The sequence below is a fragment of the Nonomuraea sp. NPDC049419 genome (assembly GCF_040676995.1).
Taxonomy (GTDB): domain Bacteria; phylum Actinomycetota; class Actinomycetes; order Streptosporangiales; family Streptosporangiaceae; genus Nonomuraea; species Nonomuraea salmonea.
Genome location: NZ_JBFAQB010000003.1, coordinates 815,183 through 837,245, shown reverse-complemented (window position 1 = coordinate 837,245; position 22,063 = coordinate 815,183). Strand labels below are relative to the sequence as shown.

Sequence of the window (22,063 nt, the reverse complement as noted above, 5' to 3'; positions counted from 1 at the left end):
GGCAGCGTCGGCGGCAACGCCTGGTCCGGCACATGCGGCGGCATCGACGACGGCATGGCGGGCGGCAAGGTAGGCGGCAGATATGGCGCCCCACCCTGCGCCCCACCCTGAGGCCACCCCTGCGGCCCGCCCTCAGGACCGCTCGGCGGCCCACCTTGAGGGCCGTACGGTGGCCCGCCTTGAGGGCCGTACGGTGGCCCGCCTTGGGGACCCTGCGGGGGCCGGCTCGGAGAGCCGCCCTGAGGGCCGTTCGGGGGGCCGGCCTGCGCGCCAGGCGGAGGGCCGCCGTATGGAGTGTTCGGAGGCGGGCTTGGGTTCGCGCCCGGAGGGCCGGTCTGCGGGTGCTGCGGTGGGGGGCCGTCCGGGGGCTGGTGTGGAGGCTGGGATCGCCTGCCGGGGTCCTGATAGGGGTTCGGCGGCCCGTACTCACTACCGGGATTCACTGCGACTCCTGAGGTTGCCCTGGCTTGCGGGGAAACATGCTAGTCACACCCCTTGCGGGGCGCTTGCGGCGCGGTAGGCCTCTCACTCCGGCAGTGCCGCGGCGACCAGGCGGGCGGCGGCGATCGCGGTCTTCTGATCGTTGGGCTTGTCGGTCGGGACGTCCTCACGATGCCAGATGACTTCGCCCAGCAGGTTACTGGTACGGAAAAGCAACCGGCTGTCCGCGATGCCCGATTCATTGGAGTTGATATAGATCCGCAAGCCGTTCTGGACGATCGCCCGCTCCCCCACGCCGGCGACCTCGTTGACTCCTCCCCACGACTGGCGCTGGCTGGTGCCCTTGGCGGCGGCCCGCGTACGCTCCTCGCTGGCCATGCGTCGCTCGGCCACCTGGGGCCCGCTGAGGTCCTCGGTGGGCCGCTCGGCCCAGACCCGCACGATGAGCTTGCCGCGGGTGGAGTCGTTCAGCCACTCGCACTCGCCCGGCTTGGGGGACGAACGCCGGGGCGTGCCGTTGATGAGCTTGGCGGCCTGGTCGTCGGTGAGCAGCCGGCAGGGGTCGGGAGCGGTGGCGTAGCGGCCGGGCGGGGCGGTGGACGTGCCGAGCGCGTTGACGGCGACCCAGCCGCCCGCGCCCAGCACCACGACGGCGGCGAGCACGACGGGCAGCAGCCACCGGCGGCGCGCCTTGGCGGCCCCGGGCCCAGTGCCGGTGCCGGTGCCGGTGCCGGGGAGATTTCCGGTGCCGGTGAAGGTGCCCGTGGAGATGCCGACGACCTTGTGCAGCGCATGACGCACCTGGGCCGCCGTGGGGCGTACCGCCGGGTCCTTGGCGAGCATGGCCATCAGCAGGTCGCCCAGGTGGCGGCCGGCACGTGCGGGGTAGGGCGGCTCGTGCAGCAGCACCGCCGCGGCGATCGCGGCGGGCAGCCCGCGCTCGAACGGCGCGCGCCCCTCGACCGCGGTGTACAGGCTGGCGCCCAGCGACCACAGGTCGGACGCGGGCCCCGACGGCTGCTGGTTGAGCCGCTCGGGAGCCATGTAGCCGGGCGAGCCCGCGCTGCCGAACCGGTCGCCCGCCCCGCTGATGGGCGCCGCGATGCCGAAGTCGGTGAGCATCGCCGAGCCGTCGCCGTCGAGCAGGATGTTGGCCGGCTTGACATCCTGGTGCAGCATGCCATGGGCGTGGGCGACCTCCAGCGCCGACAGCACGCGCAGGCCGATCGCGGCGACGTACTCGGGGGGCAGCGGCCCGCTCCGCTTGATCACCTTGTCGAGCGAGCGGCCGGTGACCAGGTCCATGATGATCCACGGCTGGGCGCCCTCGATGACGACGTCGTGGACCAGCACGATGGCCGGGTCGCGCAGCCGTCCGGCCGACCGCGCCTCGTGGATGGCGCGGTCGATGAACTCGGCGTGCTCGCGCCGGCTCAGCCGCTCAGGCACGCGTACCTGCTTGACGGCGACCTGCCGGTCGAGCACCTCGTCGATGGCCCGCCACACCGTGCCCGCGCCGCCCTGCCCGAGCCGCTCGATCAGCCGGTAGCGGCTCGCCAGGAGATAGAGGTCACCCGCCATCGCGCAACGTCCGCTCGCTCGCCTGCGCGGCTCTCAGCGCCGACTGCATGATCTGGTCGTCGGTCGGCCGGTCACTGAGCGTGGTGTACGAGACGCTCACGACGAGGTTGGCCAGCCGGTAGAAGACGTGGGCGGAGTGCATCCGGCCGTCGGGACCCCGCAGCTCGAAGCCGAACGCCTCCTCGCCGACACCCTGGATGTCGTGCACCGCGGTGCGGGTGGCCCGCTGGTTGCCCGCCACGCCGATCTCGGGCCAGGTCCAGCTGATCGTGTCGTTCCTGCCCCAGGTGCGCTTCTGGCTCTGGAACAGCTTGCGCGCCGACACCTCGGTCATCGACCACGGATCGACGGTGTCGGAGTCCTTCTGCACCTGCAGGCTCACGCCGGTCTTCGCCGCCGAGAGCGGGTAGCCGCACTCCGGGCCCGCGTCGTCGGAGTCGGGCTGCGCCTTGGGCGGGTTGGCGGTCTTCAGGATGCCGCCGAGGTCCTGCGCGCCGATCAGCGTGCAGACGTCCATGGGGGTGGTGAACGCCGAGGCGGCGACGCCGTCGCGGTCGCGCAGCAGCAGGAACCCTGTCGTGGCCGCGGCGGCCAGCGCCACCACGACGACCGCGGCGACCAGCACGCCGAGCTTGCCGCGCCCTCCGGACCCGCTCGGCGCGGTCGCCGCCTCGCCGACCGGCAGCTTGGGTGCGGGCAGGCCCGCGGCGACCTGCCTGAGCGCCTCCACCACCAGCCGCGGGTCGGGGCGGGCGCCGGGGTGCTGGGCCATCATCGCGGCCACGACGGGCCCGAGCGGGCCCGGCGCGACCGGGACCGGCTGGGTGAGCGTGGCGCGTACGCGGTCGGCCATCGACCCCGAGTAGGCCGGCGCGCCGGTCAGCGCGACATAGAGGGTCGCGCCCAGTGACCACAGGTCACTGGCGGGGCCGCCGGGGTGGCCCTCGAGCCGCTCCGGCGCGATGAACCCGGGCGAGCCGATCATCAGGCCCTGCTCGGTGAGCGTGGCCTGGCCCTCCTGCCTGGCGATGCCGAAGTCGGTCAGCACCACCCGGCCGCTCTCGGTCAGGAACACGTTGCCCGGCTTGACGTCGCGGTGCTGCAGGCCCTGGGCGTGGGCGACCATCAGCGCCTCGAGCACGTCGGCGCCCACCCTGGCCGCGTAGTCGGGGGGCATGGGGCCGAAGTCGCGTACGGTGTCGCCCAGCGTGCGGCCCCGCAGCAGCTCCATGACCAGCCACGGCCTGTCCTGCTCGACCACCACGTCGTGCAGGGCCACGATGCCGGGGTGGCGCAGCCGCGCGGTGGCCTGCGCCTCGCGCACCGCCCGCGTCACCGCCTCGGAGCGCTCTTTGTCCGGCATGCCCTCGGGCAGCGTGAGCTCCTTGACCGCGACATCGCGCTCAAGCATCTCGTCCCTGGCCAGCCACACCTTCCCCATGCCACCGGCGCCCAGCGGGCGCAGCAGGGAGTAGCGGCCGGCAAGTCTTCCCGCGGACATAAAGGGAAGGGTAACTAAGGATCAAGGGGGGTGCTTACTCGTTCCTGTCGGTCCGTCCTTCTATGGTCTTGGTTCGTGGACCCGGTTCAAGGCACTCTCGACGAGCTCGGCACGCCGCTGAGCGACGTCACGTTCGTCGTGTTCGACCTCGAGACGACCGGCGGCGCGCCCGCCGAGGACGCGATCACCGAGATCGGCGCGGTCAAGGTGCGGGCCGGTGAGGTGCTCGGCGAGTTCTCCACCTTGGTCGATCCCGGGGGGCCGATCCCGCCGTTCATCTCCGTGCTGACGGGCATCACCGACGCCATGGTCATGGCCGCGCCCAAGATCGAGTCGGTGCTGCCGAGCTTCCTCGAGTTCATCCGCGGCGCCACGCTGGTGGCGCACAACGCCGGGTTCGACACCCGCTTCATCAAGGCGGCCTGCGCCGCGCTCGGCTATCCGCCGCCCGCCAACCCGGTGGTCGACACCGTCGATCTGGCCAGGCGGGTGCTGACCCGCGACGAGACGCCCAACGCCAAGCTGGCCACGCTGGCCCGGTTCTTCCGCAGCCCCGTCGAGCCGTGCCACCGCGCGCTCCAGGACGCCAGGGCCACCGTCGACGTGCTCCACGGGCTGATCGAGCGGGCCGGGTCCTTCCAGGTCCACACGCTGGAGGAGCTCAAGTCGTTCGTCCGCGCCCCCACGCCCGAGCAGCAGCGCAAGCGTCATCTCGCCGACTCTGTGCCGCACGCGCCCGGCGTCTACATGTTCGAGGACGAGCGCGGCGAGGTCCTCTACATCGGCAAGAGCACCAACCTGCGCAACCGCGTACGCTCCTACTTCACCGCGGGCGAGACCCGGCCGCGCATCCGGGAGATGATCGGCATCGCCGAGCGGGTGCGCCACATCGTCTGCGCCACCGCGCTGGAGGCCGAGGTCAGGGAGCTGCGCCTGATCGGCGGCGCCAAGCCGCGCTACAACCGCCGCTCCCGCTTCCCCGAGAAGATGGTGTGGCTGAAGCTGACGCGCGAGGTGTTCCCCCGCCTGTCGATCGTGCGCGAGGTCAAAGACGACGACGCCACCTACCTCGGCCCCTTCACCAGTGCCCGGCTGGCCGACGACGCCCGCATCGCGCTGCACGAGGCCGTGCCGCTGCGCCAGTGCACGCAGCCGGTGACGCTGCGCACCAGGCGCGCGGCGTGCGTGCTGCACGAGATGGGCCGCTGCGGGGCGCCGTGCGAGGGTCGCGAGAGCCCGGAGGAATACGCCGTCCACGTCGAGACCGCGCGCCGCGCCATGACGCTCGACGCCGGCACCGTCTTCAGCGCCGTGGCCGCCCGCATGGAGCGGCTGTCGGTCGAGCAGCGCTACGAGGAGGCCTCGGTCGACCGCGACCGGCTGGCCTCCTTCGTCCGTACGGCGGCCCGCATGCAGCGGCTGAGCGCCATCACCCGCATCCCCGAGCTGGTGGCCGCCAGTCCGGCCTTCGGGGGCGGCTGGGACATCCACGTCGTCCGCCACGGCCGCCTGGCCGCCGCCGGGGTCATGCCCAAGGGCGCCCACCCGACCCCCTTCGTGGCCTCGCTCAAGGCCGCCGCCGAGGCGGTGCTGCCCGGCCCCGGGCCGGTTCCCGCGGCCAGTGCCGAGGAGACCGAGTGCATCCTGCGCTGGCTGGAGTCGCCCGGGGTGCGGCTGGTGGAGGTCGACGGCGAGTGGAGCCTGCCGGCGCGCGGTGCGGCCCGGCACAAGGCGCGCATCGAGCTCGCGTACCGGCATCTCGATCAGCGTCGTCCTCGGGAGGGGCGACCTTTGAGGTGAAACGATAGAGTTGATGCATGGTCACGGCTATCGTCCACATCAATGCAGAGGTAGACCGGATCCCGGAGGTCGCCCAGACGATCGCCGAGATTCAAGGAGTCAGCGAGGTCTACTCCATCACCGGCGAATACGACCTGCTGGCCATGGTCAGGGTCGCCGCCTATGAGGAGATCGCCGAGGTCGTCCCGGGGCGGATCAACAAGGTGCCTGGCGTGCTCCACACGGAGACCCACATCGCCTTCCGCGCCTACTCCCGCCACGACCTCGACGCCGCCTTCTCCATCGGCTTCCCCGAAGCCGACTGACCCGCCCCCGGCCTCACGCCCAGGGCTCAGCACCCCGGGCGCGCCCGGGCGAACGCGGTTTCAGAATCCACGCCCAGGCCCCGCGCTCCAGCCGCACGCCCCAGGACCCATCGCGACCGGCGCCCCACTCACCGGCCGGTGCGCCAGCCGCGCTAGGTGCCCGCAGCGCGTCCCGCACTGCCCAGCGCAGGCACGCCGCCGCCTCCGTCCGCGTGCACGAACACACCTCATTCATCCGCCCGCGTGCGCGAGCGCGCCCTTCGCGTGGCGGTCTCATTCATCCGCCCGCGTGCGCGAGCGCGCCTTTCGCGTGGCGGCCTCGGAGACGCCTCGCCCCGCCCCCGATGGGGCCAGGCGCTCAGGACCGTGGATGTCCGGGGACGCCGACGGGCCCGGTCGAGCGGATGCTCGGCCGGGCCCGTCGGTTGTGTGGCGTCAGGGATCAGCGGGTGATGCTGTGCTGCTCGTCGCTCGCACCGGAGCCGACGGCGGCGGGTTCTTCCTCGTGCTCGCCGTGCTCGTCGTGCTCGCCGTGGCCGTGGTGCCCGTTCGGGTCCTCCAGCGGGATCTTCTCCCCGCCGTAGGCCCGCGACATCCGGCCGCGGAGCTTGCCGAGCGGCCCGCGCATCCCCTTCGGCGGGATGCCCGCGGTGTCCTCGTCCACCGGAAGCATCGGCACGGTCTCCTTGCCGCGCATGTGCGCTTCCATGTCCTCGGACGGCGGCGTGTGGATCTCGATGAACTCACCGTGCGGCAGCCGCTTGATCACGCCGGACTCCACACCGTGCGAGATGATCGCCTGGTCGGCGCGCTGCAGGCCGATGCACATGCGGTAGGTGATCAGGTAGGCGAGCGCCGGGGCGACGAAGATCAGCACTCGGCCGGCGTAGGTCGTCACGTTGAGGCTGATGTGGAAGTTCGCCGCGATCTCGTCGTTGGCGCCGAGCAGCCACAGCACACCGTAGAAGGTGATCGCCGAGATGCCGATCGAGGTGCGGTGGGGGTTGTTGCGCGGACGGTCGACGACGTGGTGCTCACGGTTGTCGCCGGTGACCCAGCGTTCGAGGAACGGGTAGAGCGCCAGGCCGGTCATGATGATGCCCATCGGCACCAGCGCCGGGATGATGACGCTCAGCGGCAGCGTGCCGGCGTGAGAGGTGCCGAAGAGGTTGATCTCCCACGGCGGCATGATGCGCAGCGCGCCTTCGAGGAAGCCCATGTAGAAGTCGGGCTGCGAACCCGCCGAGACGTCGGCCGGCGTGTAGGGACCGAACAGCCAGATCGGGTTGATCTGGGTGAAGGTCGCCAGGCCGGTGATGACGCCCAGCGTGAACAGGAAGTACGCGCCCGCCTTCGCCATGAAGGCCGGGTAGAACGGCGCGCCGACGACGTTCTTGTTCGTCCGGCCCTTGCCCGGCATCTGGGTGTGCTTCTGCACCCACATGAGGACCATGTGGGCGGAGACCAGCGCCAGGATGATGCCCGGGATGAGCAGGATGTGCAGCGAGTAGAACCGGGAGATGACATCCTCACCCGGATATTCGCCGCCGAACAGGAAGAAAGTGATGTACGTGCCGACCAGCGGCAGCGAGATCGCCACGCCCTCGGTGATCCGCAGACCGGCGCCGGAGAGCAGGTCGTCGGGGAGGGAGTAGCCGGTCAGGCCCTCGGCCAGCGCCAGCGTCAGCAGCAGCACGCCGATGATCCAGTTGATCTCGCGCGGCTTGCGGTAGGCGCCGGTGAAGAACACGCGCAGCGCGTGGACCATCATGCCGGCCACGAAGAGCAGGGCCGCCCAGTGGTGCATCTGCCGCATGAGCAGACCACCGCGGACGTCGAAGCTGATCTCCAGCGACGACGCGTAGGCCTCGGACATCATGACGCCCTTGAGCGGCGCGTACGAGCCGTCGTAGGCGATCTCCATCATGCTGGGCTTGAACCAGAGCGTCAGGAACGTCCCGGTCAGCAGCAGCACGACGAAGGAGTAGAGCGCGATCTCACCCAGGAGGAACGACCAGTGGTCCGGGAAGATCTTGCGCATGTTGCGCTTGAGGAAGCTGGCACCGCCAAGGCGCTCGTCGAGCCAGTTCGACGGGCCGGCGATGGCCTTGGGCGCGGCCTTCAGCTCGGTGCTCATGCCTGGCCTCCCTTCGACCTGGCCTCGGCCTCCGCGTCACCGCGTTCCCAGTAGCTGGGCCCGGGGGGCACCGGGAAATCGCCCTTGGCGATGAGGTAACCCTCGGCGTCGACGGTGATGGGCAGCTGCGGCAGCGGCCGGGCGGCCGGGCCGAAGATGACCTTCGCGCCGTCGGCGGCGTCGAACGTCGACTGGTGGCACGGGCAGAGGATGTGGTGGGTGTTCTGCTCGTACAGGGCCGCGGGGCAGCCCACGTGGGTGCAGATCTTGGAGTACGCGACGATGCCGTCGTGCGTCCAGTTTCTGTTGGTGCCGCCCTTGATCTCCTCAGGACGGAACTTGATCAGGATCAGCGTGGCCTTGGCCAGGGCGTTGAGGTCGTGCTCGTAACCCTCGGGCACGACCGACAGGATGCCGCCGGGCGAGTTGAAGTCGGCCGCCCTGATGGGCTGGCCGGTGCCCTCGACGACGAGCCTGAGCGGCTTGCCCTCCTTGGTGGTCTCGCCCCAGACGGTGTGCCGCAGCGTCTTGTTGAACTTGGCGCCGGGCATCTTGCTGTTGTCGAGGTCGCGCAGCAGGACCAGGGGGACCAGGCCCAGCGGCGCGGCGGCCAGCAGCAGGGTGCGGCGCAGCAGCTTGCGCTTGACGAAGCCGCTCTCGTTGGCGCCCTGCACGAAGGTGTCGCTCACGACCTCGCGGTCGTCCTCCTCGGAGGCCATCGTGTGGCGCTCCTGGACCAGCGAGTATTTCGGCATGATCTGGCGGACCCAGATCACGATGCCGACCGCCAGGCCGAGGATCGCGACGGTGAGCGAGGTGCCCAGCGCGAAGGTGGAGGTGCCCGTGGCCTCGGGACTGCCGACCTGGAACACCACGTAGGAGATGATGAACGCGATGGCGGCCAGGAAGGTGATCGTGAAGCAGAGCGCCACGATCTTCTCGGCCTTGCGGGCCTTGGCCTCGTCCTGCAGCGTCACGCCGGGGACGTCGCGCTCGACCTCTTCGGTCTCCGCCGTGCCGAGCATCGAGGTGCCCGGTGCGGGGGTGCCGATGACGCGCTTGGGGACGCGCTCGTCCGGCTGCTCGATCTCGTGCTCGTTGTCTGTCATGACTTCTGTCGCTTCTTCGCGGTGATCCAGATGGCGGCGAGTGCGAGGGCGCTCAGGCCCACGATCCACGCCACGAGACCTTCGGTGACCGGGCCGATGCGGCCGAGGCCGAAGCCGCCCGGGTCCCTCTGCTCGCGGACCTGGGTGATGTAGGCGATCATGCTCCGCTTCTCCTCGGGCGTGATCGTCGTGTCGTTGAAGACCGGCATCGCCTGCGGGCCGGTGACCATCGCCTCGTAGATCTGCGTGGGCGTCGCCTCGTTCAAGTTGGGCGCGTACTTGCCCTGCGTCAGCGCGCCGCCCGCACCTGCCCAGTTGTGGCACTGGATGCAGTTGGCGCGGAACAGCTCGCCACCCTTGCCGGCGTCACCGAGCTTGGGGTCGACCTGCTCGTGCCCCGGCACCTGCGGGCCGCCGCCGAGCGACTGCACGTAGGCGGCGATCTGGCGGGTCGTGGTCTCGTTGACCCAGGGCGCGAGCGGCTTGCGCGGCGCCTGCGGGCCAGGAGCGCCCGCCGGCATGCGCCCGGTGCTCATCTGGAAGTCGACGGCCGCGGCGCCGACGCCGATGAGCGTGGGCGCCGTGCTGGTGCCCTGCGCGTTCATGCCGTGGCAGCTGGAGCAGTGCTGGACGAACAGGCTCTTGCCCTCGGCCACGTCATCGACCTTGCCTGCCGCCAATGCCGCGTCGGCAGGCTTACCCGCCTGGACAAAGGCGGCGTATACCATCCCGACCAGCGCCAACGCCAAAATCAGGACGGCGTATCTCGCGAGGGGATGCCGCCGCCAAGCGGTGATCCTAGTCACAGAGATCCCGTTCCTTAACGAATGATGTAGATGGTCGCGAAAAGACCGATCCAGACGACGTCTACGAAGTGCCAGTAGTAGGACACGACGATCGCGCTGGTGGCCTGCTCATGCGTGAAGCGCTTCGCGGCGTACGTGCGTCCCAGCATGAACAGGAACGCGATCAGGCCACCGGTCACGTGCAGGCCGTGGAAGCCCGTCGTCAGGTAGAACACCGAGGTGTAAGCGTTAGCGGACAGGGTCGCGCCCTCTGACGCCAGCTCAGCGTACTCGTACAGCTGCCCGGCCACGAAGATCGCGCCCATGAGGAAGCTGATGATGTACCAGAAGCGGAGCTTTCCGACCTGCCCCTTCTCCGCGGCCCACACGCCCAGCTGGCACGTCACACTCGACAGAACCAGGATGATCGTGTTGACCGTCGCGAACGGGATGTTCAGGTGAGCGGCCTCTGCTGCGTGCGCGCCAGCAGGAAGCAGCGCCGGGCCCCACTCGAGGCCCTTGCCGACGCTCACCGACCGGATGGTGAAGTACATCGCGAACAGCGCCGCGAAGAACATGAGCTCAGAGGACAGCCACACGATCGTGCCCACGCTGACCAAGTTGGGTCTGCGGTACGACTGTGCTGTCGTCGTCGAAGTTATTGCGGATGCTGTCGCCACGGGCAGCATTATTGCGGCTCCGGTGGTCGGTCCGGCGCACGACCCCCCGTTAGCAGGTACGAACCACCGACCAACCTGGGATAATTGCCATAAAACGCCCACCAGGCATGGTGGCCTGGGTACGCATGCCCACGCACCGGTACGATCCCAGGTGACCATACCTCTTCGACTGATAGTGAGCGCGACCGATGTCCAGTGGGAGCACCGACGAGAAGATGAAAGTCCTCGTCTACAGCGACGACGCCGCCACCAGGGCCGAGGTGATCCAGGCCATCGGCAGGCGCCCCGCGGCCGACCTACCCCTCGTGGAGATCGTGGAGTGCGCCACCGAGCCCAAGGTGCACCAGTGGCTCGGCTCCGGTGAGATCGACGTCGCCGTCCTCGACGGCGAGACCCAGCCGGCCGGCGGCATGGGCGTCTCGCGCCAGGCAAAGGACGAGGTCTACGACTGCCCGCCCATCTGCCTGATCATCGCCAGGCGCGACGACAGGTGGCTGGCCGACTGGTCGAAGGCCGACGCCGTGGTGGCCCAGCCTCTTGAGCCCCTGGTGCTCGCCGACACCGTGGCCGACCTCATGCGCCGCCGCTCCGCCACCCGCCTCAACGCTAAGTAGGTGCCCATGGACTCCCGGACGACCTGGCCCACCCTGCTCAACGCCCTCCTGTCAGGAGAGCACCTCACCTCTGACGAGTCGGCCTGGGCGATGCGGGAGATCATGTCCGGCGCCGCGACGCCGTCCCAGATCGCCGGTTTCGTGATCGCGCTGCGCGCCAAGGGCGAGACCGTGGCCGAGGTCGTGGGCCTGGCCCGCACGATGCTCGACCTCGCCACGCCGCTCCGCGTCGAGGGCCCGGTGGTCGACATCGTGGGCACCGGCGGCGACCGCGCCCACACCGTCAACGTCTCGACGATGGCCGCCATCGTGGCCGCCGCCGCGGGCGCCAGGGTGGTCAAGCACGGCAACCGCGCCGCGTCGTCCTCGTGCGGTGCCGCCGACGTCCTGGAGCACCTCGGCATCAGGCTCGACCTCACGCCCGAGCAGACCGCGCGGGTGGCGAGCGAGGCGGGCATCGCGTTCTGCTTCGCGCCCGTCTACCACCCCGCGCTGCGCTTCGCCGGGCCGACGCGCAAGGAGATCGGCGTTCCGACGATCTTCAACTTCCTCGGCCCGCTGACCAACCCGGCCCGCCCCTCCGCGCAGGCCATCGGCGTCTACGACGCCGGCATGCTGCCGGTGCTGGCCGGCGTGTTCGCCGAGCGGGGCGTGTCCGCCCTGGTCTTCCGCGGCGACGACGGCCTCGACGAGCTGACCATCGCGGCCACCTCCACCGTCTGGGTGGTCAGGGACGGCACGGCCACGCAGACCACGTTCGACCCGGCGGTGCTCGGCATCCCGCGCGCCGACGTCGGCGCGCTGCGCGGCGGCGACGTCGCCTTCAACGCCCAGGCCGTGCACGACCTCGTGCGGGGCAAGACGGGGCCGGTGCGCGACGCGGTGCTGCTCAACGCGGCGGCCGCGCTGGTGGCGCTCGACGGGCCGGGCGACGACCTCGACTCCGCCATGATCGACGGCTACGCCCGCGCGGTCCAGGCGATCGACTCCGGCGCCGCCGCGGCCACCCTCGACCGCTGGATCGAGGTCAGCAGCGCCTTCCCGCGCTCCTGAGCAGGCCCTGAGCGCCGGCGACGGCGCCACCAGCACAAGCCCTCCCGCGCTCCTGAGCAGGCTCTGAGCACGAGCGACGGCACCACCCCGCTCCAGGCCCTCCCGCGCCCCTCAGCGGGCTCTGAGCACGCCTAACGGCGCCGCCCTCACTCGGAGGGGCGGCGCCGTTCCCGTGCCCTGAGCGGCGCTCTCAGGGCAGCGTGACGGTCGGGCCCGCCTTGAGCGAGCTCCACTTGAGCCACTGCTTCCAGTCCTCCTGCCAGTGCCCCCAGCCGTTCGTGGGCTCCAGCTTGCGGGGCGAGCCGGTGATGATGATCGGGTCGCCGATCAGCGTGTTCTTGAGGAACCAGATCGCGTTGGCCGGGCTGACGTTCACGCAGCCGTGGCTGACGTTGGCGTGGCCCTGCGAGCCGACCGACCAGGGCGCGCTGTGCACGTACTCGCCGCTGTTGGAGATGCGGACGGTGTTGTAGACGGTCAGCCGGTAGTAGCCGGGCGAGCCAGGCCCGATGCCGGGCGAGGTCATGATCGTGACGGGCTCGCGCGACATCGCCAGGTGGATGCCGGAGGTCGTGTGGTACTTCCACTGACCACCCTGGCCGGCGCTCATGGGCATCGTCCTGACCTTCTTGCCGTCCCGCCTGACCACCAGCACGTGCTCGTTGACGCTGCCCTTGGTGATCTGCTGGCGGCCGATCTTGAAGTCGAGCCGTACGTCGCGCTTGCCGTACATGCCGGGCCCGCCGCGCACTCCCGCCAGCTTGGCCTCCACCCGCACCTTGGTCCTGGCCGGCCAGTACTTCTTCGGCCGGAAGTCCACGTGCTGGTCGTCGAACCAGTGCCAGGCCCCCTCCACCGGCTTGGAGCTGCGGACGGTGAGGTTGCGCTCGACGGCGACCCGGTCGGTGATGGGCTGGTCGAAGGCGATCATGACGGGCATGCCGACCCCGACGGTCAGTCCTGTGTCGTCCTTGTTCGGGGTGATCCGCTCGATGTCGAACGTCTTGGTGCCCTTGGCCGTGGAGAAGGCGCTGGTGGTCCTGGTCTCCTTGCCTGTGGCGTCCAGGGAGACCGCGGTCACCGTGTACGACGCGCTCGGCTTGGCGGTGCCGAGGCTGCGCCAGCGCGTACGGTCGGCGCTCAGCACGCCCTTGAGCGGCCCCGCCTTGCCTCCGTCGACCTTGACGCTCTTCAGCGTGCCGCCGTTGGCGGAGACGACCACGGGCCGGTCGGTGGGGACGTCGGCGGCCTTGTCCGCCGGCGAGACCCCCACGGGCGCGCTGTACGCCCCGCCCGCCATCGCGACGCCCTCCTTGGGGGCGCCGGCCGGCTCGCTCGCCGAGCACCCGGCCGAGCACGCCGCCAGCAGGGCCATGGCCAGCAGGCCGCATCCATACGTACTGCGCCCCACGAGTACTCCCTCGCCCACTATCGAACCGCTTCTGCCTCCTTTATTACCCTGAGTGATCGAATCACCACATCCGTACACCGGTAAAGAACACCAAAAAACGGGCGTCCTCCCCCAAGGGAAGACGCCCGTTCCCAGACGTACGACCTAGTGCGAGAAGTGGCCCCGGTAGTACTGGAACACGAACCCGATCATGGCCATGATGACCAGGAAGACCCCGATCAGGAACATCCAGAAGCCGATCACGAACCCGGCGAAGGCGAACGCCGCCGCCAGGCACAGGAACAACGGCCACCAGCTGCTCGGGCTGAAGAAGCCGATCTCGCCGGCGCCCTCGCTGATGTCGGCCTGCTTGTCGTCCTCCGGCTGCGCGCCGATGCGGCGCGAGGTGAACATCAGGTAGTAGCCCACCATGAAGGCGAACCCGACCGAGATGGCCATCGCGGTGGTGCCGACCGGCTCACCCTGCCCGGTGGCCGCCTTGGTCCAGAACCAGTACGCGATGTCGACGCCGGCGAAGAAGATCCCGCACAGCAGGAACAGCCAACCCTGGACCTTCATCAGGCCTCAACCTCCCCGGCGGACTTGCTGGACGCGTGCGGGTAGTGCAGGTCGAACGCGGGACGCTCGGACCGGATGCGCGGCAGCGAGGTGAAGTTGTGCCGCGGCGGCGGGCAGGAGGTCGCCCATTCGAGCGAGCCGCCGTAGCCCCAGGGGTCGTCGACGGTGACCTTGGGCGCGCTGCGCCAGGTCTTCCAGACGTTGTAGAAGAACGGCAGCGTCGAGGCGCCGAGCACGAACGCGCCCACCGACGAGAGCATGTTGAGGTCGGTGAAGCCGTCGGCCGCGCTGTAGTCGGCGTAGCGGCGCGGGAAGCCGAGCATGCCGAGCCAGTGCTGGACGAGGAACGTCGCGTGGAAGCCGATGAACAGCAGCCAGAAGTGCAGCTTGCCGAGCTTGTCGTCGAGCATCTTGCCGGTGAACTTGGGCCACCAGAAGTAGAACCCGGCGAACATCGCGAACACGACGGTGCCGAAGACCACGTAGTGGAAGTGGGCGACGACGAAGTAGGTGTCGCTGATGTGGAAGTCGAGCGGCGGCGAGGCCAGGATGACGCCGGTCAGGCCGCCGAGCAGGAACGTGATGAGGAAGCCGACCGAGAACAGCATCGGCGACTCGAACGTCAGGTGCCCGCGCCACATCGTGCCGATCCAGTTGAAGAACTTCACACCGGTCGGCACCGCGATGAGGAACGTCATGAACGAGAAGAACGGCAGCAACACCTGCCCGGTCGGGAACATGTGGTGCGCCCAGACCGTGATGGACAGACCGGCGATCGAGATCGTCGCGGCCACGAGGCTGATGTAACCGAAGATCGGCTTGCGGCTGAAGACCGGCAGGACCTCGGTCACGATGCCGAAGAACGGCAGCGCGATGATGTAGACCTCGGGGTGCCCGAAGAACCAGAACAGGTGCTGCCAGAGCAGCGCGCCGCCGTTCTCGGAGTCGAAGATGTGGGTGCCGAGCTTGCGGTCGGACTCCAGCGCCAGCAGCGCGGCGGCCAGCACGGGGAACGCCATCAGCACGAGCATGCTGGTGAGCAGGACGTTCCAGGTGAAGATCGGCATGCGGAACATGGTCATGCCGGGCGCGCGCATGCAGATGATCGTGGTGATGAAGTTGACCGCGCCGAGGATGGTGCCGAGACCCGACAGGGCCAGGCCCATGATCCACAGGTCACCGCCGATGCCCGGCGAGTTGATCGCGTTGGACAGCGGCGTGTAGGCGAACCAGCCGAACGAGGCGGCGCCGCCCGGGGTGAAGAAGCCGGAGACGGCGATGAGGCTGCCGAACAGGTAGAGCCAGTAGCTCACCATGTTGAGGCGCGGGAACGCCACGTCGGGGGCGCCGATCTGCAGCGGCATCAGCTCGTTGGCGAAGCCGGCGAACAGCGGCGTCGCGAACATCAGCAGCATGATCGTGCCGTGCATGGTGAACAGCTGGTTGAACTGCTCGTTGCTGGTGAACTGCAGGCCGGGCTGCGCCAGCTCGGCCCGCATGACCAGGGCCATCACGCCGCCGATGAGGAAGAAGGCGAACGACGTGATCAAGTACATGTGCCCGATGATCTTGTGATCGGTCGAGGACATCCACTTGGCGATGATCTGGCCCTTGGTGGTGGGCCGGATCCGCGGCGTCGTCGTCAGGGGTGGTTCTTGGATGGCGGTCACTGGGCACTCCCAGCCTGGTGGGTCGCGATGTACTGGTCGAACTCAGCCTGCGGCACGAGCTTCACCGAGAAGAGCATCCGGCTGTGGTCGACACCGCAGAGCTCGGCGCAGCGGCCGGCGAAGGTGCCGGTCCTGTTGAGCGTGGTGATCTCGAACTTGCGGCCGGGGTTGTCCTCGGGGATGCCGGGGATGACGTCACGCTTGAAGAGGAACTCCGGCACCCAGAACGAGTGGATGACGTCGTCGGTCGACAGGTCGAACTCGACCTTCGTCTTCGTCGGCAGGACCAGCTGGGGGCCCTGGTTGTAGTCGCTCACCGGCACGCCCGCGACCGGCTCGAGCGTCTTGCCGTTGACGGTCGTGGTGAAGCGCCAGCTCCACTGGAAGGCCTCGACCTTGACCTTGACCGGCGCGTCACCGCTCACCTTGGTGAGCGTCTCGCTGTCGCGCGCGGTGAAGAAGAAGAACACCGAGACCATGACCAGCGGGATCACGGTGTAAAGGATCTCGATGGGCAGGTTGTAGCGCACCTGCGGCGGAAGCTCGGCCTTGGCCCTGCGCTTGCGGTGGAACATCGAGGCCCACAAGATCAGGACGATGACCACTGCGCCCGTGGCGAGTGCGGCGATCCAGGCCCCGTTCCACAGGCTCTGAACGACGCCGCCCTGCTCGGTGACGTGTTCGGGAAGAAGGCCGCGAGACCAGTCGGCCTCGGGGACGTCATTAGCACACGCCGTAGCAGTGGCCAGCAGCAACGCCAAAGCGGCGGCGCGCGGCACCCTGCGCCGGGCCAACGAACGCCGCGTCGTACGGCGAGTCGGACTCACGGATCGCCTACCCCACAGATGAAGCCCAAGAGTCTTTCCCTTGGGCGCTCGTATTTCCAGATGCACAGCTGATTGCAGACACATTAGCGTGCAGGTGCCTTGCCCCACCGCGCGACCCCTCCATGGCGCCGGAAGTGGGACGATGAGTCTCGTGGCGTATTTCGACGCGGCTTCAACCGAGCCGCTGCACCCCCAGGCGCGCGAGGCGCTGCTGGCGGCCGTCGACGCCGGCTGGGCCGACCCCGCGAGACTCTACGGCGCTGCCCGCCGTGCGCACCTGCTGCTGGAGCAGGCCCGCACGGAGGTGGCCGAGCTGCTCGGCGCGCGGCCCGACGAGGTGTCGTTCACCTCATCCGGCACGCAGGCCGTGCATCTCGGCGTCCTCGGCACCCTACACGGCAGGCGCAGGGCCGGGAGCCACATGGTCACGAGCGCGGTGGAGCACTCGAGCGTGCTGCACGCCGGCGAGGTGCACGAACGCGCGGGCGGCACGGTCGAGACGGTGGGCGTGAGCCTGACCGGCCGGGTCGACGCCGGCGCGTTCGCCGCGGCCGTGGCGCGTCCCGGCACGGCGCTGGCCTGCCTGCAGACGGCCAACCACGAGGTCGGCACGCTGCAGCCGGTCGCCGAGGCGGCCGAGGCGTGCCGCGAGCACGGCGTGCCGCTGCTGGTGGACGCGGCGCAAACGGCCGGCCGGCTGCCCGTCCCGCAGGGCTGGTCGGTGCTGACGGCCAGCGCGCACAAGTGGGGCGGCCCCGCCGGGGTGGGCGTGCTGGCGGTGCGCAAGGGCACGAGGTTCCGCTCCCACCTGCCCGACGACGAGCGCGAGCGGCGGCGGGTGCCGGGGTTCGAGAACGTGCCCGCGGCGGTCGCGGCGGCGGCGGCGCTGCGCGCCTCGCTCGCCGAGGCGGAGCGTGAGCAGGCGCGGCTTTCGGCGCTGGTCGACCGGATCAGGGAGACCGTCCCGAAGGTCGTGCCCGACGTCGAGGTCATCGGCGAGCCGGTCGAGCGGGCGCCGCACATCGTGACCTTCTCGTGCCTCTACGTCGACGGCGAGGCGCTGCTGACCGAGCTCGACAAGGCCGGATTCGCCGTATCGTCCGGGAGCTCGTGCACCGCTAGTACGCTTCGTCCATCGCACGTTCTTGAAGCGATGGGCGTGCTGACGCATGGGAATGTCCGGGTGTCGCTGCCCAGGGGCACATCAGCGGCCGAGGTCGACGAGTTCCTCGCCGTGCTGCCCGAGCTGGTGCGCCGCATCCGCCAGGACGCAGGAGTCGCATGACCGAGGTTACCCAGCCGGCTTTGACGATCGACGCGCTCGGGAAGAAGTGCCCGATCCCGATCATCATGCTCGCCGAGCAGATCAACTACGTCCCGCTGAACGCGGTGGTGGCCGTGCTGGCCGACGATCCCGCGGCGTACACGGACGTGCCGGCGTGGTGCAGGCTGAAGTCGCATCGCCACGTCGGCTCGTACGAGCTGCCGGACGGGGGCTGGGCGATCCACGTACGACGCAATTACTAGGGCTTGACCGATTTGTCCCGGTTTGTCGGGTAGGGGACTTCCGAAGGAAGCCGCCGACATCCAGGGGAAAGCCATGAGCAGCGCAAAGCCGCACGAATGCGCACGCGACGTCATGAGCACGGGCGCCGAGTGCATCAGCGCGCAAGAGACCCTCGACCGCGCCGCGCAGATGATGCGCGAGTACGAGGTGGGGGCACTGCCCGTATGCGGTCCCGACGACCGGGTGACGGGCATCATCACCGACCGCGACATCGTGGTCAAATGCGTCGCGGCCGGCCACGACCCGGCCGAGACCACGGCGGGCGAGCTCGCCACCGGGCTGGTGTGGGTGCCGCCGGACGCCTCGGTGGAAGAGGCGCTCGCCCGCATGGAGGAGCACCAGATCAAGCGGCTGCCGGTGATGGACGGCGGCCGGCTGGTGGGCATGATCAGCGAGGCGGACCTGGCCGCGCACCTGAGCGACGACAAGCTCGCCGAGTTCGTCCACCGCGTCTACGCCCCGCGCTGACCACGCGGGAAAGAGCCGGGCCGCCGTCGAGCGGCCCGGCTCACCGGTGTCCGGGTCAGGGCCGGACACCACTGAGCGGCCCGGCTCACCTGTGTCCAGGTCAGGGCCGGACGCCACTGAGCGGCCCGGCTCACCTGCGTGCGGGTCAGGGGTGGTAACAGTGCACGTGCTGGGCGATCTCGGCGGCCGCGTCGGCGCCGTACGCGGCTCCGAACCGCTCGAGGAAGACCTGCTGGCCCAGCTCGTACTCCTGACCGCCCACGCGCTCCAGCACGTGGGTGGCGGTGAGGTTGCCGATCTGCCCGCACCGCTCCAGCGACAGGTCCCAGGCCAGGCCGGCCAGGAAGCCCGCGCGGAAGGCGTCGCCGACGCCCGTGGGGTCGGCCTTGCCGCGCTCGGGAGCGGGGGCGACCTGGATGGGCGGCTCGCCCTTGCGGTCGATGACGGCGCCCTTGGGGCCGACCGTGGTGATGCGCACGCCCACGCGGTCGAGGACTTCGGCGTCGGACCAGCCGGTCTTCTGCTCGATGAGCCCCTTCTCGTAGTCGTTGGAGAACAGGTAGGCGGCGCCGTCGACGAGCTGGCGGATCTGCTCGTCCTCCATGCGGGCGAGCTGCTGGGAGATGTCGGCGGCGAACGGGATGCCGCGCTGACGGCACTCCTCGGTGTGGCGCAGCATCGCGTCGGGGTCGTTGGGGCTGATCAGCACCAGGTCGAGCCCGCCCACGCGGTCGGAGACCGGCTTGAGCTCGATCAGCCTGGCCTCGGCCATGGCCCCCGTGTAGAAGGAGGCGATCTGGTTGTGGTGCTCGTCGGTGGTGCACAGGAAGCGCGCGGTGTGCTGGGTCTCGGAGACGTGCACGGAGTCGCAGTCGACGCCGTGGCGCTCCAGCCAGGAGCGGTAGTCGGCGAAGTCGTTGCCCACGGCGCCCACGAGGATCGGCCGCAGGCCGAGACAGGCCATTCCGAAGGCGATGTTCGCCGCGCAACCGCCGCGACGGATCTGCAGGTCATCGACCAGGAAGGAGAGCGACACCCGGTCGAGCTGCTCGGCGATGAGCTGCTCGCCGAAGCTGCCGGGAAAGGTCATCAGGTGGTCTGTCGCGATGGAGCCGGTTACGGCGATGCGCACGGGATTCTTCTTCCTCGTTGTCAGCAGGCCAAAGAGCCCCACGAGAATACGCGAAGGTCCCGTCCGCTCAAAGGCGGACGGGACCTGGCGGCCTTTATGGCGCGACCCGTTTAGTTGAACGAGTCACCGCAGGCGCACGAACCCGTGGCGTTGGGGTTGTCGATGGTGAAGCCCTGCTTCTCGATGGTGTCGACGAAGTCGATGGAGGCGCCCATCAGGTAGGGGGCGCTCATCCGGTCGGTGACCACACTGACACCGCCGAAGTCGGACACGACGTCGCCGTCCATCGAACGGTCGTCGAAGAAGAGCTGGTAGCGCAGGCCGGAACAGCCTCCCGGCTGCACGGCGACCCGCAGCTGCAGACCCTCTTCGCCCTGCTGCTCGAGCAGGCTCTTGACCTTGGCGGCGGCCGCGTCAGTCAGGATCAGGCCCTGTGCCGTGGTCTCGCTGCTCTCAACCGTCATCTGCTGACTCCCTAACCCGGCTGTCTGTTTTTCGACGTCCTACTGATGACGCTACCAACACCTGGGGGTGTCCACACATTCCCGGGTGTCGGACGCCCCGGAATAAACCGTTTCGGGGGTGTGTCATCATGAGTATCGTCAAACCGACGATAAGGGGGTAAGGCGATGGCCACCCAGACCGGACTGCCGCTCTTCGTCCTCGGCAGGGGCGCCGATCCGCACAGCGAGAAGGGGGTCGACTGTCCCGGCGAGCTGCCGCCCGCCTCCGACCCCGGGCTGGTGGAGCGCGCCCGCAAGGCCAAGGAGGCGCTCGGCGACCGCCTGTTCGTGCTCGGCCACCATTACCAGCGCGACGAGGTCATCCAGTTCGCCGACGTGACGGGTGACTCGTTCAAGCTGGCCCAGCAGGCGGCGGCGCGTCCCGAGGCGGAGTTCATCGTCTTCTGCGGCGTGCACTTCATGGCCGAGTCGGCCGACATCCTGACCGGTGACGCCCAGAAGGTGATCCTGCCGGACCTCGCGGCGGGCTGCTCCATGGCCGACATGGCGACCTACGACCAGGTCGAGGAGTGCTGGGAGGCGCTTGAGGACGCCGGGCTGGCGGAGTCGGTGGTACCGGTCACGTACATGAACAGCAGCGCCGACATCAAGGCGTTCTGCGGGCGCAACGGCGGCGCGGTGTGCACCTCCTCCAACGCCCGGCGCGCCCTGGACTGGGCGTTCGAGCAGGGCGAGAAGGTGCTGTTCCTGCCCGACCAGCACCTGGGCCGCAACACGGCGGTGCTGGAGATGGGCATGACGCTCGAGGACTGCGTGGTGTGGAACCCGCACCGCCCCAACGGCGGCCTGACCCAGGAGGAGCTGGAGCGGGCGAAGATGATCCTGTGGCGCGGCCACTGCTCGGTGCACGGCCGCTTCACCGCCGAGTCCGTGGACGACGTACGCGCCCGCATCCCCGGCGTCAACGTGCTCGTGCACCCCGAGTGCCGCCACGAGGTCGTGCTCAAGGCCGACCACATCGGCTCCACCGAGCACATCATCAAGACGCTGCAGGCCGCGCCCGCCGGGTCGAGCTGGGCCGTCGGCACCGAGCTGAACCTGGTCAAGCGGCTCGCCCAGATGTTCCCCGACAAGAACATCTCGTTCCTCGACAGGACCGTCTGCTACTGCTCCACGATGAACCGCATCGACCTGCCGCACCTGGTGTGGGCGCTGGAGTCGCTGGTGCTCGGCGAGGTCGTCAACCAGATCACCGTGGACGACGACACCACCCACTGGGCCAAGGTCGCGCTCGACCGCATGCTGGCGCTGCCGTAACGCCCGGCCTACGCGAAGTCGTAGCCCACTTCCACGAAGACCGTGACCGGCCGCATGCCGGGGCTGACCGAGGCCCCGGCCTCGGCCACCATCGCCGCCGCGCGCATCGGCTGCGGCGGCGCCTGGCGCAGCTCGCTCACCGACACCACCCGCCCGAGCGGCCGGCCGGCCAGCGCGGCATATTGGGCGGCCTTGGCGGCGGCGTCCCTGAACGCCCGCTCCCTGGCCTCGGCCAGCGCCGCGGCCGGGTCGGACAGCTCGAACGCCACGCCGTTCAGCCTGGCCTCCTCGCCCACCCCCGCCACCGTGTCGATGACGTGGTCGGCCCTGCCCACGTCGCGGACGACGGCCTCGACGCCCTGCGCCGCCCGGTAGGCCGCGACCTTGGGATAGGCCTCGTACTCGGGGCCCAGGGACAGCTCGACCGTCGTCACGTCGCGGGCGGCCACCCCCGCTCGTCCCAGCGCCTCGGTGAGCCGGGCCGCGGCGGCGCGGGCGGCTTCGAACGCGTCGGCGGCGGAGGGCCTGCGGACCTCGACGCCCGCATGAAGCCGCAGGGTGTCGGGCGCGGCCAGGACCGAGCCCTCGCCGACCACGGTGATGTCCACGGGCGTCCCCTCGCGGTTGGGTCCAGGCCCCGATC

The 22,063-nt window shown here is 69.8% G+C and carries 21 protein-coding genes; 8 read left to right on the top strand and 13 right to left on the bottom strand.

Going from position 1 to position 22,063, the window contains the following annotated elements:
- Positions 1–525: 525 nt before the first annotated feature.
- The gene (locus AB0K12_RS13840) at positions 526–2,022 is read right to left on the bottom strand and encodes a serine/threonine-protein kinase (protein ID WP_364559717.1); all 1,497 of its coding nucleotides are present in this window, start codon (positions 2,020–2,022) and stop codon (positions 526–528) included.
- Positions 2,012–3,523 (bottom strand): serine/threonine-protein kinase, encoded by a 1,512-nt coding sequence (locus AB0K12_RS13835; RefSeq protein ID WP_364559714.1) that lies wholly within the window; start codon positions 3,521–3,523, stop codon positions 2,012–2,014. Before AB0K12_RS13835 ends, AB0K12_RS13840 begins: the two co-directional genes overlap by 11 nt.
- A gap of 75 nt (positions 3,524–3,598) precedes the next feature.
- Here AB0K12_RS13835 and AB0K12_RS13830 point away from each other — a divergent pair, with 75 nt between their 5' ends.
- Both AB0K12_RS13830 and AB0K12_RS13825 read left to right on the top strand, forming a co-directional pair.
- A complete protein-coding gene (locus AB0K12_RS13830; RefSeq protein ID WP_364559711.1) occupies positions 3,599–5,323 on the top strand; it encodes a DEDD exonuclease domain-containing protein in 1,725 nt (574 codons plus the stop codon).
- 17 nt (positions 5,324–5,340) lie between these two features.
- Complete coding sequence (locus AB0K12_RS13825) at positions 5,341–5,628, top strand: Lrp/AsnC ligand binding domain-containing protein (RefSeq protein WP_355424960.1); 288 nt, start codon at positions 5,341–5,343, stop codon at positions 5,626–5,628.
- Positions 5,629–6,070: 442 nt separating this feature from the next.
- Here AB0K12_RS13825 and AB0K12_RS13820 read toward each other — a convergent pair whose 3' ends face one another.
- From AB0K12_RS13820 to AB0K12_RS13805, 4 genes are read right to left on the bottom strand one after another with little or no spacing between them, the layout of a single operon-like run.
- Positions 6,071–7,765: a ubiquinol-cytochrome c reductase cytochrome b subunit gene (locus AB0K12_RS13820; RefSeq protein WP_364559707.1), complete on the bottom strand. Its 1,695-nt coding sequence runs from the start codon at positions 7,763–7,765 to the stop codon at positions 6,071–6,073.
- On the bottom strand, positions 7,762–8,874 hold the full coding sequence (locus tag AB0K12_RS13815) for a Rieske 2Fe-2S domain-containing protein (protein WP_364559704.1): 1,113 nt from the start codon (positions 8,872–8,874) through the stop codon (positions 7,762–7,764). Before AB0K12_RS13815 ends, AB0K12_RS13820 begins: the two co-directional genes overlap by 4 nt.
- Entirely contained in the window at positions 8,871–9,680 is an 810-nt protein-coding gene (locus AB0K12_RS13810; protein ID WP_364559701.1) for a c-type cytochrome, read from the bottom strand. Before AB0K12_RS13810 ends, AB0K12_RS13815 begins: the two co-directional genes overlap by 4 nt.
- A 14-nt stretch (positions 9,681–9,694) precedes the next feature.
- Positions 9,695–10,348 carry a heme-copper oxidase subunit III gene (locus tag AB0K12_RS13805; RefSeq protein ID WP_364559698.1) on the bottom strand — a complete coding sequence of 218 codons (654 nt, stop codon included), beginning with the start codon at positions 10,346–10,348 and terminating at the stop codon, positions 9,695–9,697.
- A 179-nt stretch (positions 10,349–10,527) separates the two neighbouring features.
- Here AB0K12_RS13805 and AB0K12_RS13800 point away from each other — a divergent pair, with 179 nt between their 5' ends.
- Positions 10,528–10,953, top strand: a complete 426-nt coding sequence (locus AB0K12_RS13800; RefSeq protein ID WP_345400966.1) for a hypothetical protein — start codon at positions 10,528–10,530, stop codon at positions 10,951–10,953.
- Positions 10,954–10,959: 6 nt separating this feature from the next.
- Positions 10,960–12,006, top strand: a complete 1,047-nt coding sequence (trpD, locus tag AB0K12_RS13795; protein WP_364559694.1) for an anthranilate phosphoribosyltransferase — start codon at positions 10,960–10,962, stop codon at positions 12,004–12,006.
- A gap of 190 nt (positions 12,007–12,196) precedes the next feature.
- Here trpD and AB0K12_RS13790 read toward each other — a convergent pair whose 3' ends face one another.
- From AB0K12_RS13790 to AB0K12_RS13775, 4 genes are all read right to left on the bottom strand, one after another.
- Positions 12,197–13,417 (bottom strand): Ig-like domain-containing protein, encoded by a 1,221-nt coding sequence (locus AB0K12_RS13790; protein ID WP_364559692.1) that lies wholly within the window; start codon positions 13,415–13,417, stop codon positions 12,197–12,199.
- Between the two features lie 144 nt (positions 13,418–13,561).
- A complete protein-coding gene (locus AB0K12_RS13785) occupies positions 13,562–13,975 on the bottom strand; it encodes a cytochrome c oxidase subunit 4 (protein ID WP_364559689.1) in 414 nt (137 codons plus the stop codon).
- The gene (gene ctaD, locus AB0K12_RS13780; RefSeq protein WP_345409672.1) at positions 13,975–15,564 is read right to left on the bottom strand and encodes a cytochrome c oxidase subunit I; all 1,590 of its coding nucleotides are present in this window, start codon (positions 15,562–15,564) and stop codon (positions 13,975–13,977) included. The genes AB0K12_RS13785 and ctaD overlap by 1 nt, the downstream gene beginning before the upstream one ends.
- A 77-nt stretch (positions 15,565–15,641) precedes the next feature.
- Positions 15,642–16,439 carry a cytochrome c oxidase subunit II gene (locus tag AB0K12_RS13775; RefSeq protein WP_364559687.1) on the bottom strand — a complete coding sequence of 266 codons (798 nt, stop codon included), beginning with the start codon at positions 16,437–16,439 and terminating at the stop codon, positions 15,642–15,644.
- Between the two features lie 175 nt (positions 16,440–16,614).
- Between AB0K12_RS13775 and AB0K12_RS13770 the strand changes: the two genes are divergently transcribed.
- From AB0K12_RS13770 to AB0K12_RS13760, 3 genes are all read left to right on the top strand, one after another.
- A complete protein-coding gene (locus tag AB0K12_RS13770) occupies positions 16,615–17,757 on the top strand; it encodes a cysteine desulfurase family protein (RefSeq protein WP_364559684.1) in 1,143 nt (380 codons plus the stop codon).
- Positions 17,754–17,999, top strand: coding sequence for a sulfurtransferase TusA family protein (locus AB0K12_RS13765; RefSeq protein WP_195899870.1), 246 nt, complete (start codon positions 17,754–17,756; stop codon positions 17,997–17,999). Before AB0K12_RS13770 ends, AB0K12_RS13765 begins: the two co-directional genes overlap by 4 nt.
- Before the next feature lie 73 nt (positions 18,000–18,072).
- Positions 18,073–18,507, top strand: a complete 435-nt coding sequence (locus AB0K12_RS13760) for a CBS domain-containing protein (protein WP_364559681.1) — start codon at positions 18,073–18,075, stop codon at positions 18,505–18,507.
- A gap of 145 nt (positions 18,508–18,652) precedes the next feature.
- Here the strand turns inward: AB0K12_RS13760 and AB0K12_RS13755 are convergent, their stop codons facing one another.
- Both AB0K12_RS13755 and erpA read right to left on the bottom strand, forming a co-directional pair.
- Positions 18,653–19,639, bottom strand: a complete 987-nt coding sequence (locus AB0K12_RS13755) for a carbohydrate kinase family protein (RefSeq protein WP_364559678.1) — start codon at positions 19,637–19,639, stop codon at positions 18,653–18,655.
- 110 nt (positions 19,640–19,749) lie between these two features.
- Entirely contained in the window at positions 19,750–20,103 is a 354-nt protein-coding gene (erpA, locus tag AB0K12_RS13750) for an iron-sulfur cluster insertion protein ErpA (protein WP_043638338.1), read from the bottom strand.
- Positions 20,104–20,268: 165 nt separating this feature from the next.
- Between erpA and nadA the strand changes: the two genes are divergently transcribed.
- The gene (nadA, locus tag AB0K12_RS13745) at positions 20,269–21,420 is read left to right on the top strand and encodes a quinolinate synthase NadA (RefSeq protein WP_364559674.1); all 1,152 of its coding nucleotides are present in this window, start codon (positions 20,269–20,271) and stop codon (positions 21,418–21,420) included.
- A gap of 8 nt (positions 21,421–21,428) precedes the next feature.
- Here nadA and AB0K12_RS13740 read toward each other — a convergent pair whose 3' ends face one another.
- On the bottom strand, positions 21,429–22,028 hold the full coding sequence (locus AB0K12_RS13740; protein WP_364559672.1) for an SIMPL domain-containing protein: 600 nt from the start codon (positions 22,026–22,028) through the stop codon (positions 21,429–21,431).
- Between the last annotated feature and the right edge of the window lie 35 nt (positions 22,029–22,063).

Excerpts from the sequence above, each read along its gene's own strand:
- AB0K12_RS13840 (WP_364559717.1), bottom strand. The coding sequence starts at position 2,022 with ATGGCGGGTGACCTCTATCTCCTGGCGAGCCGCTACCGGCTGATCGAG.
- AB0K12_RS13835 (WP_364559714.1), bottom strand. The coding sequence starts at position 3,523 with ATGTCCGCGGGAAGACTTGCCGGCCGCTACTCCCTGCTGCGCCCGCTG.
- AB0K12_RS13825 (WP_355424960.1), top strand. The coding sequence starts at position 5,341 with ATGGTCACGGCTATCGTCCACATCAATGCAGAGGTAGACCGGATCCCG.
- AB0K12_RS13820 (WP_364559707.1), bottom strand. The coding sequence starts at position 7,765 with ATGAGCACCGAGCTGAAGGCCGCGCCCAAGGCCATCGCCGGCCCGTCG.
- AB0K12_RS13815 (WP_364559704.1), bottom strand. The coding sequence starts at position 8,874 with ATGACAGACAACGAGCACGAGATCGAGCAGCCGGACGAGCGCGTCCCC.
- AB0K12_RS13805 (WP_364559698.1), bottom strand. The coding sequence starts at position 10,348 with ATGCTGCCCGTGGCGACAGCATCCGCAATAACTTCGACGACGACAGCA.
- AB0K12_RS13800 (WP_345400966.1), top strand. The coding sequence starts at position 10,528 with ATGTCCAGTGGGAGCACCGACGAGAAGATGAAAGTCCTCGTCTACAGC.
- trpD (WP_364559694.1), top strand. The coding sequence starts at position 10,960 with ATGGACTCCCGGACGACCTGGCCCACCCTGCTCAACGCCCTCCTGTCA.
- AB0K12_RS13785 (WP_364559689.1), bottom strand. The coding sequence starts at position 13,975 with ATGAAGGTCCAGGGTTGGCTGTTCCTGCTGTGCGGGATCTTCTTCGCC.
- ctaD (WP_345409672.1), bottom strand. The coding sequence starts at position 15,564 with ATGTCCTCGACCGATCACAAGATCATCGGGCACATGTACTTGATCACG.
- AB0K12_RS13770 (WP_364559684.1), top strand. The coding sequence starts at position 16,615 with ATGAGTCTCGTGGCGTATTTCGACGCGGCTTCAACCGAGCCGCTGCAC.
- AB0K12_RS13765 (WP_195899870.1), top strand. The coding sequence starts at position 17,754 with ATGACCGAGGTTACCCAGCCGGCTTTGACGATCGACGCGCTCGGGAAG.
- AB0K12_RS13760 (WP_364559681.1), top strand. The coding sequence starts at position 18,073 with ATGAGCAGCGCAAAGCCGCACGAATGCGCACGCGACGTCATGAGCACG.
- erpA (WP_043638338.1), bottom strand. The coding sequence starts at position 20,103 with ATGACGGTTGAGAGCAGCGAGACCACGGCACAGGGCCTGATCCTGACT.
- nadA (WP_364559674.1), top strand. The coding sequence starts at position 20,269 with ATGGCCACCCAGACCGGACTGCCGCTCTTCGTCCTCGGCAGGGGCGCC.